This window comes from Arthrobacter sp. RT-1, from assembly GCF_003367205.1.
In the GTDB taxonomy this organism is placed as follows: domain Bacteria; phylum Actinomycetota; class Actinomycetes; order Actinomycetales; family Micrococcaceae; genus Arthrobacter.
The window spans coordinates 42094-57793 of record NZ_QRGQ01000040.1 but is presented as its reverse complement, the minus strand read 5'-3'; the positions used below and the strand labels follow the sequence as shown (position 1 = coordinate 57793).

Here is a 15700-nt window from a genome sequence, read left to right as displayed (position 1 = left end):
TACCGAGCGCTCCAGGCAGGAGGACGAACGCACCATTGCCGTCGGCAATCGGTGCGCACGTTGCGCCTGCCCAGCATTCGGCGCCGGCTTCACTGCCGACGGTGGAGGAAGTCTCCGCCGGCGGCGTGGTGGTGGACACGTCCGACGCCGAGTTGAGGGTTGCGATCATCGCCCGCCTTAACAGGGGCGGACGCCTTGAATGGTGCCTGCCCAAGGGCCATCCGGAGGGCAAGGAAAACAACGAGGAAGCCGCGGTCCGGGAGATCGCCGAGGAAACCGGCATCGAGGGCAGCATCCTCGCCCCGCTGGGCAGCATCGACTACTGGTTTACGGTCAGCGGGCACCGGGTCCACAAAACGGTCCACCACTACCTCCTGCGCGCCACCGGCGGTGAGCTGACCATCGAAAACGATCCCGATCAGGAAGCCGTGGACGTGGCATGGGTGCCTATCCAGGAGCTGGCCCGGAAACTGTCCTTCCCGAATGAGCGGCGCATCGCCGACCTTGCCCGCGAAGTCCTGCCCGGACACCTGTAGCGCCGCACTGCCCGTGGCGGCGTTGCGGCGATAGCGGCGTCCGGGTGAGACGATGAACTCGATGTCAGCTTCCAATTTTCCTTCCGATAAACCCGGCCGGCCCGGCGATGCGGTTCCCGAGGGTGTACCCATAGAACCGGCAGGGCCGGACACCGGTCCAGTAGCCGTCGGCGCCAGCGAAACCCGTTCCAGCGCCATCATGGCCGCCGGCACGCTCGTGTCGCGGTTCCTGGGGTTCGGCAAGACCTGGATGCTGGGCACGGCGCTGGGGCTTGGCTCCACGGTCAATGACACGTTCATCAACGCCAACAACCTGCCCAACCTGATCTTCCTGCTGGTGGCCGGCGGCGTGTTCAACGCCGTCTTGGTTCCGCAGATCATCAAGGCCAGCAAGGCTCCGGACAGGGGAGCGGACTACATCAGCAGGCTGCTGACGCTTGCTGTCCTGCTCCTGCTGGGCCTGACGGCGCTGGTCACCCTGGCAGCCCCGGCGGTCATTGAACTCACCACGCAGGGATACACCCCGCAGCAAAAGGCCCTGGCGGTCACGTTCGCTTTCTGGTGCCTGCCGCAGATCTTCTTTTACGGCCTCTATGCCCTCCTGACCCAGGTCCTCAACGCCAACGGCGCCTTTGGTCCTGCCATGTGGGCGCCCATCCTCAACAACCTCGTGGCCATCGCCGGCCTCGGAATGTTCATCTGGATCTTCGGCACCAACGAGTTTAGTCCGCACACCCTGGAGAACTGGGGTGAGACGCAAACACTGTTCGTGGCCGGGTTCTCCACGATCGGCGTCATCTCCCAGACAGCCATCCTCCTGATACCCGTATTCCGGCTCCGGCTGGGACTCCGGCCACGCTTTGGCTGGCGCGGCGTGGGACTGGGCCAGGCAGCCAAGCTGAGCGTCTGGACCCTGCTGACTGCCGCCGTCGGGCAGCTCGCGTTCCTGTATGTCATGCGCATCGCCACCATCCCGGGTGCGGAACGCCTCCGGCTGCAGGAGGCGGGCGACCCGGCCGCGGAGATGCTGCCGGGCAACGCCGTGCTGGAAGTGGCCAGCCAGCTGTACCTGCTGCCGCACTCCATCATTGCGCTGTCCCTGGCCACGGTGCTGTTCAACCGGATGACCAGGGCCTCGCAGGACGGCAACCGGGACGAGCTGCGGGATGCCCTTTCGCACGGGCTGCGGACCATGGCTGTTGCCACCGTTTTCGGTGCCCTGGCCCTGTTCGCCCTCGCCGGCCCGCTGGGCATGTTCTTCTCGGGCGGGGACAGGCAGGACGGCGTGATGCTGGCCCAGACGCTCACCATCCTGGCGCTCAGCACACCGTTCATGAGCGCCAACTTCATGATGTCCCGGGTGTTTTACGCGAACGAGGACGCACGCACCCCCTTCTACATTCAGCTGCTGCTCGCGGTGGTTTACGTTGCCGGCGCCTTTGCCATCCAGTTCCTGCCGGTCAACCAGATCATCTATGCCATCGCGGTCCTCTACATGGTGGGCAACATCCTGTCCGTGGTCATCAGCGCGTACTTCCTGCGCCGGCTCCTCGGACACCTTGACGGGGCCCGGATCGCCAGCTCCTACATCCGGATGGGCTACGCCGCCCTCGGATCCGCCATCGCCGGTGCCGGTGCGCTGTGGCTGATGGGCAGCTACGACCCCAATGGCTTCGCCTGGCATGACCGGCTGACCGCGCTGATCACGGTCATCGTTGTAGGTCCCGTGATGCTGGTGGTCTACTTCTTCCTGCTCAAACTGTTCCGCGTGGCCGAACTGCGCGACCTCCTCCGCCCCCTGCTCGGCCGCCTGGGCCGCGGCGGCCCCGCTGCGCCCGCGGCGGCAGGCGGGGCCCCGCCGTCGTCCTCTCCGGAGGGAACGCCCTCCGTGGAAGGTGCGGTCGCCGTAGAACGCCCCGTCCGTCCCGAGCGGGCCACGACCTCCGTGGACACGGGGCTCATTCCCCGGATTTCCGGCGAGTTTGATGCTGCTTCCTTCCGTGCCGGCCCCGAGCAGGAGCGTGTGGGCAGCCGCCCGGACTCTTACGACGGCGGCGGCCAGGGAACGTCCGACGGCGGCTACCTGCCGGGCGAGGACCAGCCGGGGACAGCCCGCGGCGGATTGCTCCGTGAGCAGATCCCGCTGCCCGGCCGGCGCACGTTCCAGGGCAAGGCAGGCGAAAACCCCTATTTCAAGCGGCGGCGCCCCCGTAAAAAGTGACTGCCCTGCCGTTTCCGGAGGTCTTTGTCCACGGCGCGCCGGACGCAATCCGCTAGGATCGAAAAGGTACAGGGGGAGTTGTATCCAGGGGCAGGCCGCGCGGCAGTCCCTGAGCGGCGGTTGCGTCATCTATGCCGGCAATCCCGGAAAATCTAGGAGGAACACGTGTCCAACCCGATCGATGTCGGATCAGTACTGGGCGGCCGCTACAAGGTCACAGCCACCGTATTGGCCTCGCACGACCACGATCTGGTGCTGGATGGTGTGGACCAGGTCCTGAACCGGCCCGTCAGCATCCTGGTCGCCGGACCCGAAAACACAGAACAGGTTGCCCAGAGCGCCCGCGAGGTTGCCACCGGTGAACGGCCCGGCACCGTGCAGGTGCTGGACCTCGGCGTCACTGAGGCAGCCACCTACCTCATCACCAACCACACATCCGCCGCTGATCTGCTGGACCTCGTGGTGGCATCAAATCCTCCGTACGTGGAGCCCTTTTTCACCGACACCCTGGGCAGCGAAATCTTTGGCCAGCCCCGGTCACACGAGCCGGAACCCTACGACGATGAAGATCACGTCGACGCCGGCTACATCAACTACGGCCAAACACACCCCAGCCAGGTGGACCCTTACCGGACTGCACCCGTTGTGCCGCCCAGGCCTCCCATCCGGCCCGCAGCATCGCCTAGGGTTGGCCGGTCTGGAGCCTCCGCGGTCGGTGGGTCCTCGGATGATCGTGGGGCCGCCGCTGTTGGCGGTGCTGCGGCTGTTGGTGGTGCTGCCGCTGCGGCGGCTGCCTCCGGTGCCGGTGGGGCATCACGCGGTGGCGCGACGGCGCCCGAAGCTGATCCGGACGCCACCGCCGCGCACCCCGTTCAAGGCGCTTCCCGTGGCGCCGATGCCGGTGCTTCTTCCGGTACTTCAGCCGAAGCAGCAGGCTCGGGGAAGCCCAAGGTCTCGCTGTGGTCGGACGACGATTACGTGCAGTCGGACCAGGAGGGCTACAACCACCACGAAGAACCGGTGGATGAGCCCCAGCCGGTGAACAAGAAATCAGCCGTCTTTGCCCGGGCTGCAGCCCCGGCGGCCGCGGGAGTTTCTTTTGCCGACCCTGGTGACTACGACGGCGACCGGGACGAGCCTGGACGTGAACCGCGGTCCATGCGTTGGCTGGTGGGCGGACTCCTGGCTGTTGTCCTTATCGCCGGTCTCGTGTTCGCCGTAACCAATCTGGGCAGCCTCTTTTCCCAGCCCCAGGCAAATAATCCGGCTCCAGCCACCAACACAAGCGCACCGGAAGGTTCGGCCGCTCCCTCCGCAGCTCCCAGTTCAGCTCCGCCTGCCGCGCCGCCCGTCATTGAGAGTGTGACCCGGCAGGGCAACTTCGACTTTGCCGCCACGTTCGACGGCGACCTGGTGAAGGCGTACGACGGCAATGCCGCAAGCTACTGGTCGGACATGGAATTCGCCACCGACAACTGGGGCGGCCTGGCAGCACAGGGTGTTCCGCTGGTGGTGAAGCTCGAGAGCCCTGCCACTGTTTCTTCCATCACCCTCTCTCAGCTTGGTGGCTCTGGCGGAAACATCACCGTTTACACCAACGACCAGCCATCCCTGGACGGCGCCAAGGCTGTTGGGACCAACAGTTTTACTTCCACGGACCTCAACATGCCGTTGGCCGCGCCTGTGGAAGCGGAGTATGTCATCGTTTCGGTCAACTCCCTTCCCCGGCTCGCTGCACCGAAGACCCGGTACGGCTACGGCATCCGTTTGGCGGAGATCAAAGTCCAGTAGTCGTCCGCTCTTCACCACCTGCGGCCCTCCCCATCAAATGGGGGAGGGCCGCAGGCTTTTAATACGTGTCCGGGTTGCGGTCTTTACAGCCGGTGATGGGGAACTGCTGTGGGACGGTAATCTGGAAAGAGCGTCTGGCGGAGATGGCATGATGCCGTCTACCGGCGGTCTTCCATGTCCAGTCGCCGGAATATCCAGCATCCAGTAGCAGTTGTGCCATATGGCCGGCCTCCACGGGGAGGTGCGTCAAATAAGGAAGAGGTTCACCGTTCAGTGACCATCGAAGAAAACACCGCGTCCGAAGTGCGTGATGTCATCATTGTCGGCTCCGGTCCGGCGGGTTACACGGCTGCCGTCTACACGGCCCGTGCAAATCTCAAGCCCTTGCTGCTCGCTGGCTCCGTAACCGCCGGCGGTGAACTGATGAACACCACTGACGTCGAGAACTACCCGGGCTTCCCCGACGGCATCATGGGTCCGGACCTCATGGAGAACTTCGAGAAGCAGGCTGCCCGCTTTGGCACCGAGATCCAGTTTGAGGATGTCACCGCCCTTGAGCTCGATGGCGCGGTCAAGACGGTGACCATCGCCACGGGGGAGACCTTCCGGGCAAAGGCCGTTATCCTCTCCACCGGCTCTGCATACCGGGAACTGGGGCTGCCGAATGAGAAGCGCCTTTCAGGGCACGGCGTCAGCTGGTGTGCAACCTGCGACGGTTTCTTTTTCAAGGACCAGGACATCGCGGTGATCGGTGGCGGAGACTCCGCAATGGAAGAGGCACTGTTCCTGACCAAGTTCGCGAAATCGGTAACGGTTGTACACCGCCGTGATTCGCTTAAGGCTTCCAAGATCATGGCGGACCGTGCGCTGGCCCATGAGAAGATCAACTTCATCTGGAACAGCACAGTGGATGACGTTATTGGCGAAGACAAAGTCACCGGACTTAAGTTGAAGAACCTGGTTGACGGATCTGTCTCCGATCTTGCCGTTACGGGTGTGTTCGTCGCTATCGGCAACGACCCGAGGACCGACCTCGTGAAGGATGTCCTGGCACTGACCCCGGAGGGAACCATTGCCGTGGAGGGGCGCAGCTCCCGTACCAGCATTCCCGGAGTATTCGCTGCCGGCGACGTTGTCGACCCCACCTACCGGCAGGCAATCACAGCTTCCGGATCAGGTTGTGTAGCCGCCATCGACGTGGAGCATTACCTGGCAGACCTGGCCGCATAAGTTTCGCCCATCCCTATTGGAAAGAAAGACAAGGTATATGAGCAACGCAAAAGATGTAACTGACGCAAGCTTCGGGACCGACGTACTGTCCTCCGACAAGCCGGTTATCGTGGATTTCTGGGCGGAATGGTGCGGTCCGTGCCGCAAGCTCGGTCCGATTCTCGACGAGATCTCCGTTGAGTACAGCGAGAAGGTTGATGTCGTGAAGGTAAATGTTGATGACAACCCCGCCATCGCCGCGGAGTACGGCATCACGTCCATTCCTGCCGTTTACCTGTTCCAGGGCGGCGAAGTGAAGAACACGGTTATCGGTGCGAAGCCGAAGCAGTTCTTTGAAAAGGAATTCTCCGACGTCCTTTCCTAGGGATTCCGATTCTCAGATTGCTATCTGAGACATTCGAAAGTGGTCACTGCCCTCGGGTAGTGGCCACTTTTTGTTTGTCCGGCACATCAGGATCCTGTGTTCTCGTGTGCGATGGTCCCTTGGGTTGCCCTTCGAACCGCTAGCAGCACCAAATCGACCAACTTGAGGATTAGACGTGTCACGGGATGCAAACGTGCGCCCATACATATATTTCACGTGAAACAAGCCGGACCGTAAGGCGCTGCTCCTGTTAGATGGCGGCAGATGGACTTCTGCTCCCCGATACAGCTGGCCGCGGGTTCGCGAAGATGACAGGGAAGATCTGCGTCCTGGTGTCCGTACGGCTGCCGCGAGCTAATTAGGCACTGCATGAGTGTGCTCTCATTATGGTCCGGAGTACGGCAAGCAGGCGGTACTTGTCACAACCTCAAGTAAGCATCGTCAAGGGAATCTGTTGGCGACCACTGGGATGGTCAAATAGGGCTTGACGAGCCGAGTGCTGCTCGTACGCCTGCAATCGGCGCCCTCATGACGGAGGGCGCTCGGACGGTTCGCATTGGCTCAGGCCGACGACTCGCGTGCTGGTGTACTGTTTCACGTGAAACATAGGACCCACCATTTTCGCGCTCCCCAGCTCCGCCGTGGGGAAGGGGGCATTCTGCCGATGCACCTGATACAGTCATCATCGAAATCAAGGTGAATTGCACATCGCTTCGTAAGCGCCCGCTGCCCGCTGACAGCACGATTGTGCTCTGTTGGTATATCCACGAACCTTTCAGTCTCCGCTGATGCCGAGATACCAGCCGTGGTGCGAGCAACTCATGTTTCACGTGAAACAGCGCACCACCGGGGGAAAGTAGCTAGGGAGCATGTAAGCACGCCTACATGTCGCTTTTCCTACTTTCACGTATGCAAGCTTGATTGCATACTCGACGCCCTTCTCCGCCAACGGTGAAGCGAATTTGGCATCTCCTAGGAGCTGTTACGGGATCCCTAGGCCGCAAACGATAGTGGACCATGAGTTCGAAGAGTGCGGGCACGTCAATCGCCGCTTCTTCGTTTGACCCGAACCAGGGGGACCAGGGACGAGTCTCGCACCCATCGCCCCCTTCTTCACAGGCGTAGCCCGCCGACACACGCTTTCGACGCGCCAACTCCAAGTGCCGAATACGAGAGCACGTACAAACGTCCACCTTCTAAAACCATTCGGGCCCAGGACTAGGCCTCCAGAAGGACCATCATCAGCGGCCTGCACACCCACAGAGAGCCTAATCAGACAAGAGAAGCATGCTGCGCGTAAAGACTGGATGAGTCGAAGGGCTCTTCCAGCTGTTCCGGAAGAAGGCGACACAGCTTCAGCTGCTTGCCGTCATCTTCGTCGTGACATAACTTCGCAGCCGCCGGCAACGTCGCCACGTCAACGAAAGGCTGGAGCTTCAGCCGAGGCTTTCGAACCACGCGCCGGATCCGTCGCTGCCACATAGCAACGATTGCCGCCCTGTCGGTTTTCAGAAACACCAGGGGATTGGCCGGCGGCATCGACGTGGAACCCACCGCTAACGTGTGTGATGTTCGTGCTGCCGTAACACAAAGGATCTAGATGATCAGGGTACGACAGTCGGTATCGGCCTAGGCAGCCTTGCCTCAGCAAGGACTGACTAGTGCGACCGAGCAGACCCCGCAAGGAAGCCATAGAGGAACGGCATCTCTAAATGTTTCACGTGAAACGAAAGGCTGCCGGCGGAAGGTGCCAAGAAGCACGAGCTGCACTCGCTCTTGAACCACGCCAAAGCTTCAAGTCGGCCGACATCCAGAAAGTCACCAGTAACCCGGCCTACCACTGGCCGCCCGCTGTCGGTGGATAACCACGACGCTCGGCACCTATCCAATGCCCAGGCCAAGATGGCCTCCGTAGCGAAAGAAGGATGTACAGGGCCAAGATAGGGCGCCATACCAAGAACGGGAAGAGATGAGCGGAACGAACATGCAGTTCGACTGGTGGCTCAACTACAGTTACTGCCTGAGTCGTTTGCACAACGAGCTTTCAGAGGAGACCACTTCAACTATCCGAAGGCCTCGCTTCTGAACTTGCCTGGCTTCGCAGGCAGATGCGTTCTTACCATATGGGCATCAACACCTCGGCGAGTAGACACAAGCTCAGCCGGGCCTTCCACTTCAAACCTCGATGTTCTCCCGGTACATCACGCACTCACGACGACCATACCTACCTCCCCGACACGGAGAGAAAGTCGGCTCTAAGTCGTCCTTGTCCGGCGAGAGACGCGCTGCCGATACCCTCTGATACGGGTCAGGAGACTCCTATGCGCTACGCTAATCCACAAGTTATCCACAAGCAGTGACCCTGGTTATCCACGTAGTTATCAACAGCCCTACGAGGTGTGCTTGTTGTGGTCCGGGAAGCCGCCTCCCCTAATGTGCCTAGCGTCGGGAAGTGTAGACGGCTCTATCTGCCTAGGATCCGCCCTTCAACCTGAAGCGGCAGCACCGGAAGTTGCAGCGTGCGGCCGCTAAAAACGACCATATTCATGCGAGTTTTTGCAGTATGCGCCGCTTCCCGACGCCGTCGTTGGTGTTTCACGTGAAACAGGAGCGCGCGGGAACGGGCGTTAGGTGAACTGGGAGCCTCCAACTTGGGACCTATCCTTCCAAACGCCCTGCATCTGAGTACAGTCCTTGCCGCTTATCCACGCTTGGGCGCCCGGTTGTCCACAAAGTTATCCACAGCGATATCCACTGCCTATGATGTTGCTCATACTCACGGTCAGTGTGGAAATCTCACTGGCCTTGTCGTCCCCTTCGACCTACGGGCGTGACAAGGCGTTGTACTGGAAGTGCTGGGTGTGACCAGAAGTTCACCCGACTGCGACACGTTGTCGGCCCGCATTAAGTCTCGACGGCGTGCTGCCCTGCTGATCCCGAGCCGCCGCACCATAGGAAAGTAGCCCTCCCAACCCGGAAGGAGGCCTGGTCGCTGCAACCCTTCATCAGCGTCTTTGTACGCCAAGCTGAAAGGACAGCGCGAATGCAAGGAGGGTCTCCCTCGAACTCCGCCGTTGTCGGCGCCAGTTCCCGCGGCGGATAAAGAGCATCGAGCTTGTGTCCATTATGAGACTAGTGCCTTTACGTCGGCGCAACGTGAACGCAGGCTTGATGTGATCTCGGCGCAGGGGTTCTGCATCGACGACCACAAACGCAGCGCGGGGTTAGTGGAATCCAATCAGGGGGAGGAATAGGACGGGGATCATGTTTCACATGAAACACTCATCCATGACCGACAGGAGTACGTGAGAGATGGTGGGGCTAGGGCCCGGACGCTATGGTCGACTCGCGGCGGGATTCGCGCCAACTCCAGATTTCCAGGTCGCCCCCTCCGCCCTGGGAGGCCTGCGCCCTTGCCGCGCGACCCCAATCCGCTCATCAAGGCATAACGCTGGGACCGGGTCGTCCTGGTGGCGTCTGATCCTTCTTCCTAGTGCAGCCTTCCGTGCGGTGCTATCGATCGGGGCCTACGAAGGTTTGCCGTGGCGACCATTAGTTCTAGTGATGGCAGCCCCCTGGAGCGGAGGTCTATCGAGAGTGTAGACACCAGGGAGCTCGGAAAGCGCAAGGGGACAGGAGGGTGCGCCAAGTGCCGGCGAGACTGGCGCCGTTTCACGTGAAACACCGACTCCACCTCGATCGCAGACGGGTCAGCGTCCTTGAGGGAAGGGATGGAGAGCCGCAGTTGATCGCGCGATATGCGAGGCTGTAGCTCACCGGCTCGGAGCACAAAACACCACATGGACATAAGGAGCAAGCGAAACATGGGCACGCGGCCTACTGCGGTAGGTGGCGACTATGGCCGCCTCCGCATTATGCTTAGGAAGCGCTGATGCGTAGAGGCTACCAACACCTTTGGTGCCAACCCGCGTGAACAACTCCCGCTTGATCTCTTCGGGATGGCATACGCGCAGTGCAGCTGTCGCCGTGCCGGACGCACACTGGTGCCCGCCTGACAGGAAAACGAGATGCCGAGACTTTTCCGCGTCTGGTGACACCTGTATTCTGCTTCGCCCCACGCCTGCATGGGTGCGCCCCAAGAACCCCATAAAGGATTCTGCTAGGCCGAACGATCAGGGGAGAGAACCGCGCCCGGAACGAGTCCCCATCCACGAGAAGCCCGAAACCGGCCGTCGAGCCATCCTTCGCTTCGGATCACGTGATCGAGCGCGAGTTCTGATGTTCCAGAACCGATAGGCCGGAGCGGCCTACCCCCAGCGGCGGCCATCAAAGTTCCTAACGTTGTTGATCGCCCTTCAGGACCATAATGCCCTCGAGACTCTTGAATGATCTCAGGGTGGATACTCGGGTCCGCTCCATGACGGGCATCATGCCGAACACCGCCACCCGTCTAGCGGGGCCGTTTCACGTGAAACAGTAGGGTTGCCGTACGACGGGTTATCCAAGTCGCTCAGGCTCCCGGGTGCCATCTCCGATAAGTCACACCTGAATTGCCTTGCGGCGAACAAATGGACCAGCTGTCACTTCCCATAAAAGCGCTGAAAGAAGTGCGACCTGAGGGGAGAGCACACGGGGCGGCAGTGCTCCCACGGCCGGCCCGTATGCTTCGCATATCGGTGTCTGTCCCATCCATGGAAAGGCTGCGCATGCTTTTGATGCAGCAGATCGGAGAGGATCCTTGAATGCCTTTGTGTATGACCGAACGGACAACGGTCAGCATCTGGATCTGAACGACGACGCCCGTATTCAAAAGAACTATATTCAGGCCGAAAAAAGGCCCGGTTCGTGGTGAACCGGGCCCTTAGGAAAAGATTAGTTTGTTGAACCGGGAGCCAACACATCCATAATGCGGTTCAGGTCTTCTACACTCGCGAATTCGATGCTGACCTTTCCTTTCCTGACACCCAGCGAAATCTTCACGTTGGTATCCAGGCGGTCTGACAAGGATGATGCGAGGTAGTCAAGACGCTCATGACGCGCGCCGGGACGGGGCACATTGTTTTTCGGCTGCTTCGTCGGGTCCTGGTAAAGGGTGACAGCCTCTTCTGTGGCCCGTACCGACATCCCCTCAGCGACGATCTTTTGGGCCAGACGCTCCATTGCGGCAGCATCTGGAAGGGACAGCAGCGCGCGGGCGTGACCGGCGGACAGGACGCCCGCAGCAACACGCCGCTGCACCAACGGAGGAAGCTTGAGGAGCCGGAGGGTGTTTGACACCTGGGGGCGTGAGCGACCGATACGGTCAGCCAGCTGCTCATGCGTCGTGCCAAAGTCCTCCAGAAGCTGCTGGTAAGCCGCAGCTTCTTCCAAGGGATTCAGCTGGCTGCGGTGCAGGTTCTCCAACAATGCGTCGCGAAGGAGATCATCGTCGGTGGTATCCCTGACGATCGCGGGAATGGTTTCGAGCCCCGCAGCCTGAACGGCACGCCACCGACGCTCACCCATGACGAGCTCATATGGCTCACCACCGGATTCGGTTGATTTACGAACGACAATTGGCTGGAGGACGCCGATTTCGCGAACCGAGTGAACAAGCTCGGCCATGTCGTCTTCATCGAAGACGGAACGCGGCTGCTTCCGGTTGGGATGGATCTCGGAAACGGGTATTTCGGCAAAACGGACACCCGGAACTTCAACAAGCTCAACATCGGCATTGGATCCGGCGAACTCATCCAAAGGCTCGGCGGCAGCAACGTCCGGGCGGACCTCGGGGGATACCTCAGGCTCCTGGCCGGACTCAGCATTGTCGGACTCGCCTTTCCCGGCTGCAGGAGCCGGTGGAGTGGCAGCCTTCTTGGCTGTGGCAGCACTGGAAGAATGGGAAGTAGCTTCGGCAGCCGGGGAGGCGGTGTTCCTGGCAGTCGACTTCGCCGGGGCCTTTCGGGCCGGCGGGGCGGTCAACTTCTCGGCTACGGTCTTTGCTGTGCCCGCGGCATTTTCGTCCGAGGGTTCGGTCTTCCTTCTGCCCTCGGGAAAGAAGAGATCTACAGGACGGGATACGGCTGCACCGTTACCCTGCCCATTGGACGCGGCGGAACTTGGAATCAGCGCGCCAAGACCGCGGCCTAGGCCCCGTCGCTTCTCGCTCATGGGTAAATCCCTCCAGTGGTAGAACCAGGCGTGAGCCGGCTCCGGTCGTTGCAGTGTTGAAGATATTAGCGTTCTGCTATTTCAGCAGCGGCTTCCAAGTAAGACAGGGCTCCACTGGAGGATGGGTCGTACGTCATGACCGTCTGCTGGTAGCTCGGTGCCTCTGAGATCCGTACCGAACGGGGCACCACTGCAGACAGCACCTGGTCGGGGAAGTGCGTCCGCACCTCGGCAGCAACCTGCGCAGCCAGGTTGGTGCGGCCGTCGTACATGGTGAGCAGGATGGTTGAGACGACGAGATCAGCGTTGAGGTGCTTCTGAATCATCTCGATGTTTTTGAGAAGCTGGCTCAAACCTTCGAGGGCATAGTATTCGCACTGGATAGGAATCAGGACTTCATTGGCTGCGCAGAAGGCGTTGACGGTGAGGAGCCCCAGGCTTGGCGGGCAGTCGATGAAGATGTAATCGAGACGCTCTTCGCCGTTCTTTTCACGGGTCTTTGCGTAGACGTCGATCGCCCGGCGCAGTCGCTGCTCCCGCGCTACCAGCGATACCAGTTCAATCTCGGCACCTGCCAAGTGAATGGTGGCCGGCGCGCAGATGAGCTTGTCGATATCGGGGCACTGGGCCACCACATCTGCCAGGGCAACATCGTTGATCAGGACGTCGTAGATGCTGTCCACATCGGCATGGTGCTCAATACCCAGCGCGGTGGAGGCATTGCCCTGGGGATCGATATCGATCACCAGGACGTTCAGTCCCGCTGCTGCCAAAGCGGCGGCGATGTTGACGGTGGTGGTGGTCTTACCCACGCCGCCCTTCTGGTTGGACACGGTGAAGATGCGTGTCTTTTCGGGACGCGGCAGCTTACGTCCCATCAGGCGCTCACGGCGCTTCGTTTCATGGGCCAGCTCCCGCGCAATAGGGCTGGAATCGTCGATTGCATCAATGATGTTGGTTCGACCTGCTGAGGTTGTTTCACGTGAAACAAGCGAGGAGGTTCCAAGGTTTGATACTTGTTTTGGGTGAATTCCCCCTCTGCCGGGGACCGAAAACGGGCCAGCGACAGAACGAGCTGACCCCAATGACACAAACGGCGGTATCCGTTGTGCGGAGGCTTCACTACTGGTCACTGGGGCACACTCACTCTCGTTCAGCCAATTTTGCTGCCGTTGACTAGCCTAACTGCTTGACCCGGCAGACTTCGGTCACCGGGCCTTGATTAGGATTTCTTTTGGGACTTGTTCACAACGATGCGGACTACGGTGGTGGGCTCCTCAAGCAGGTTGTCACCAACTGTAAGGACAGACGTCTGAACACCGCCCAATTTTCGAATGACCTTGGCGGCCTTCTCGATTTCCTCGGCCGCGCTGCGGCCTTTAATGGCAACAACCTCGCCATGGCCGGCCAGGAGGGGGATGGTGAGGCTGGCCAGGTTGCTCAAGGCAGAAACTGCCCGCGCTGTCACCACATCGGCTTCCACTTGGCCCACTGCCAGCTCAGCACGGGTCCGCATCACCGTCACGTTATCCAGTCCGAGGTCGTCGACCACTTCCTGGAGCCAGATCACCCTGCGTTCCAGCGGCTCGATCAGGGTCAGTTCCAGGTCCGGCCGCGCAATCGCGAGGCAGAGGCCTGGCAGCCCGGCGCCGCTTCCGACGTCGGCCACGTGGCTGCCCTGGGCAATCTCGCTTTCGATGACGGCGCAGTTGAGTACATGCCGGCTCCAGAGCCGCGGAATTTCCCGTGGGCCAATCAGCCCGCGCTCTGTTCCGGAAGTAGCCAGATGTTCGACGTAGCGCTTGGCCAGGTCCAGCCGGTCGCCGAAAATCTTCTCAGCGGCCAGAAGCTCAGCTGCCGTGATGTCAACCATGATTAGCGGGTCAGCAATTCTCTAGTCTGCGGAAACAACAATGTGGCGTCCGGTGCCTTCGCCCTCGGACTCGCTGACGAGGCCCAGGTCAGCAACAGCGTCGTGAACAATCTTCCGCTCGTAGGCGCTCATCGGTTCCAGCGCCACGGACTGGCCGGTTTCCTTCACCGTAGCCGCAGCGTCTTCCGCGATCTTCTGCAGGTGGCCGGTGCGTTCCTGCCGGTAGCCGTTGATATCCAGGACCAGCCGTGAACGGTTCTCCGTCGCGGACAGCACAGCAAGCCTGGTGAGCTCCTGAAGGGCTTCAAGGACTTCGCCGTCCTCGCCCACCAGGCTGTCCAGGCCTTCGGTCTCCTCTTCGGCAACGATCGAAATATAGGTGCGGCCGTTGCGGACCTCAATGTCGATGTCACCATCGATGTCAGCGATGTCGAGCAGTTCCTCCAAGTAATCCGCCGCGATGTCGCCTTCTTCTTCAAGACGGCTGACAGCTGAAACCTTGGGGGAGGAAGCTTCTTCGTTCACGGACTCGTCCTGATCTTCGAGGATCTCTTCAGAAAGGGCGTGTTCGGTACTCTCGGCTGACATTACTTCTTCTTCCTGTTCTTGCGTTGTGGCTGGACACGCTGGCCCTTGGATTCAGCGACGGCGGCCGCAGCAGCAGCGTCCGCTGCTTCATCCTTCTTGCCGCTCAGGATCGAAAGGGCCGGAAGGCCCTTGGCGGCACGGCGTTCGGCGAGGGCCTTGGCGGCGGGGGATCCCGGCGTCGGCATGCGGCGGATGACGAAGAACTGCTGGCCCATGGTCCACAGGTTGGTGGTGGTCCAGTAGATCAGGACGCCAATGGGGAAGTTGATGCCACCCACGCCAAAGACGATGGGCAGGATGTAGAGCATCATCTTCTGCTGGCGCATGAAGGGGCTGGCCATGGCTTCTTCAGACATGTTCTTGGCCATGATCTGCTTCTGGGTGATGAACTGCGAGGCCGTCATGGCCAGGATCATCAGAATCGAGAGGATGGCAACAGTGATCTGGTTATCGCCGCCGCCGCCGTGCAGCAGCGTTGCATTCAGCGGTGCGCCGAAGATGGTGGAGTCGTCGAACTGCACCACCTGGTCGTGGCTCATGGCACCGATGCCCTCGCCCTTGTCGCGGGCACCGGAGATGCCGGACAGCACAGTGAACAAGGCGAAGAAGAACGGCATCTGGATCAGCATGGGCAGGCAGGCCGAGAACGGGTTGGTCCCGTGCTTCTTGTACATGGCCATCTGTTCCTGCGCCATTGCCTGGCGGGACAGCTGGTCCGTCTTGCCCTTGTACTTGTCCTGGAGCTTCTTCAGGTCCGGCTGCAGCAACTGCATGCCGCGCTGGGCCTTGATCTGCTTGACGAAGACGGGAATCAGGGCGGCACGGATCACCAGCACGAGGCCAATGATGGACAAGGTCCAGGTCCAGCCGGAGGCTTCAGGAAGCCCAATAGCAGTCAGGCCCTCATGGAAGCCCACCATGATGATGGACACAAGCCATTTGAACGGAAACATGATTGTTTCAAAGAAGTCCATACTTATCCCTAT

10 protein-coding genes are annotated in these 15700 nt (G+C 60.8%); 5 read left to right on the top strand and 5 right to left on the bottom strand.

Annotated features, from left to right (window positions below):
• Window positions 1-35 precede the first annotated feature (35 nt).
• The 5 genes from DXK94_RS18425 to trxA all read left to right on the top strand — a co-directional run bounded on the left by DXK94_RS18425 (window position 36) and on the right by trxA (window position 6142).
• Window positions 36-536, top strand: coding sequence for an NUDIX hydrolase (locus DXK94_RS18425; RefSeq protein WP_058269716.1), 501 nt, complete (start codon window positions 36-38; stop codon window positions 534-536).
• A gap of 61 nt (window positions 537-597) precedes the next feature.
• Window positions 598-2757 carry a murein biosynthesis integral membrane protein MurJ gene (gene murJ, locus DXK94_RS18420; RefSeq protein ID WP_115526037.1) on the top strand — a complete coding sequence of 720 codons (2160 nt, stop codon included), beginning with the start codon at window positions 598-600 and terminating at the stop codon, window positions 2755-2757.
• 165 nt (window positions 2758-2922) lie between these two features.
• Window positions 2923-4548 (top strand): ABC transporter substrate-binding protein, encoded by a 1626-nt coding sequence (locus tag DXK94_RS18415; protein ID WP_115526036.1) that lies wholly within the window; start codon window positions 2923-2925, stop codon window positions 4546-4548.
• Window positions 4549-4821: 273 nt separating this feature from the next.
• Window positions 4822-5778 (top strand): thioredoxin-disulfide reductase, encoded by a 957-nt coding sequence (gene trxB, locus DXK94_RS18410; protein ID WP_115526035.1) that lies wholly within the window; start codon window positions 4822-4824, stop codon window positions 5776-5778.
• Window positions 5779-5815: 37 nt separating this feature from the next.
• A complete protein-coding gene (gene trxA / locus DXK94_RS18405; RefSeq protein ID WP_079597934.1) occupies window positions 5816-6142 on the top strand; it encodes a thioredoxin in 327 nt (108 codons plus the stop codon).
• A 4833-nt stretch (window positions 6143-10975) separates the two neighbouring features.
• Here the strand turns inward: trxA and DXK94_RS18395 are convergent.
• The 5 genes from DXK94_RS18395 to yidC all read right to left on the bottom strand — a co-directional run bounded on the left by DXK94_RS18395 (window position 10976) and on the right by yidC (window position 15688).
• The gene (locus tag DXK94_RS18395) at window positions 10976-12253 is read right to left on the bottom strand and encodes a ParB/RepB/Spo0J family partition protein (RefSeq protein ID WP_115526033.1); all 1278 of its coding nucleotides are present in this window, start codon (window positions 12251-12253) and stop codon (window positions 10976-10978) included.
• 65 nt (window positions 12254-12318) lie between these two features.
• Window positions 12319-13386, bottom strand: coding sequence for a ParA family protein (locus DXK94_RS18390; RefSeq protein WP_303048429.1), 1068 nt, complete (start codon window positions 13384-13386; stop codon window positions 12319-12321).
• A gap of 89 nt (window positions 13387-13475) precedes the next feature.
• Entirely contained in the window at window positions 13476-14126 is a 651-nt protein-coding gene (rsmG, locus tag DXK94_RS18385) for a 16S rRNA (guanine(527)-N(7))-methyltransferase RsmG (RefSeq protein WP_115526032.1), read from the bottom strand.
• Window positions 14127-14147: 21 nt separating this feature from the next.
• Entirely contained in the window at window positions 14148-14714 is a 567-nt protein-coding gene (locus DXK94_RS18380; RefSeq protein WP_079597938.1) for a R3H domain-containing nucleic acid-binding protein, read from the bottom strand.
• Window positions 14714-15688 (bottom strand): membrane protein insertase YidC, encoded by a 975-nt coding sequence (gene yidC / locus DXK94_RS18375; RefSeq protein ID WP_079597939.1) that lies wholly within the window; start codon window positions 15686-15688, stop codon window positions 14714-14716. Before yidC ends, DXK94_RS18380 begins: the two co-directional genes overlap by 1 nt.
• Window positions 15689-15700 lie beyond the last annotated feature (12 nt).

Excerpts from the sequence above, each read along its gene's own strand:
- yidC (WP_079597939.1), bottom strand. The coding sequence starts at position 15,688 with ATGGACTTCTTTGAAACAATCATGTTTCCGTTCAAATGGCTTGTGTCC.
- DXK94_RS18395 (WP_115526033.1), bottom strand. The coding sequence starts at position 12,253 with ATGAGCGAGAAGCGACGGGGCCTAGGCCGCGGTCTTGGCGCGCTGATT.
- trxA (WP_079597934.1), top strand. The coding sequence starts at position 5,816 with ATGAGCAACGCAAAAGATGTAACTGACGCAAGCTTCGGGACCGACGTA.
- murJ (WP_115526037.1), top strand. The coding sequence starts at position 598 with ATGTCAGCTTCCAATTTTCCTTCCGATAAACCCGGCCGGCCCGGCGAT.
- DXK94_RS18380 (WP_079597938.1), bottom strand. The coding sequence starts at position 14,714 with ATGTCAGCCGAGAGTACCGAACACGCCCTTTCTGAAGAGATCCTCGAA.
- rsmG (WP_115526032.1), bottom strand. The coding sequence starts at position 14,126 with ATGGTTGACATCACGGCAGCTGAGCTTCTGGCCGCTGAGAAGATTTTC.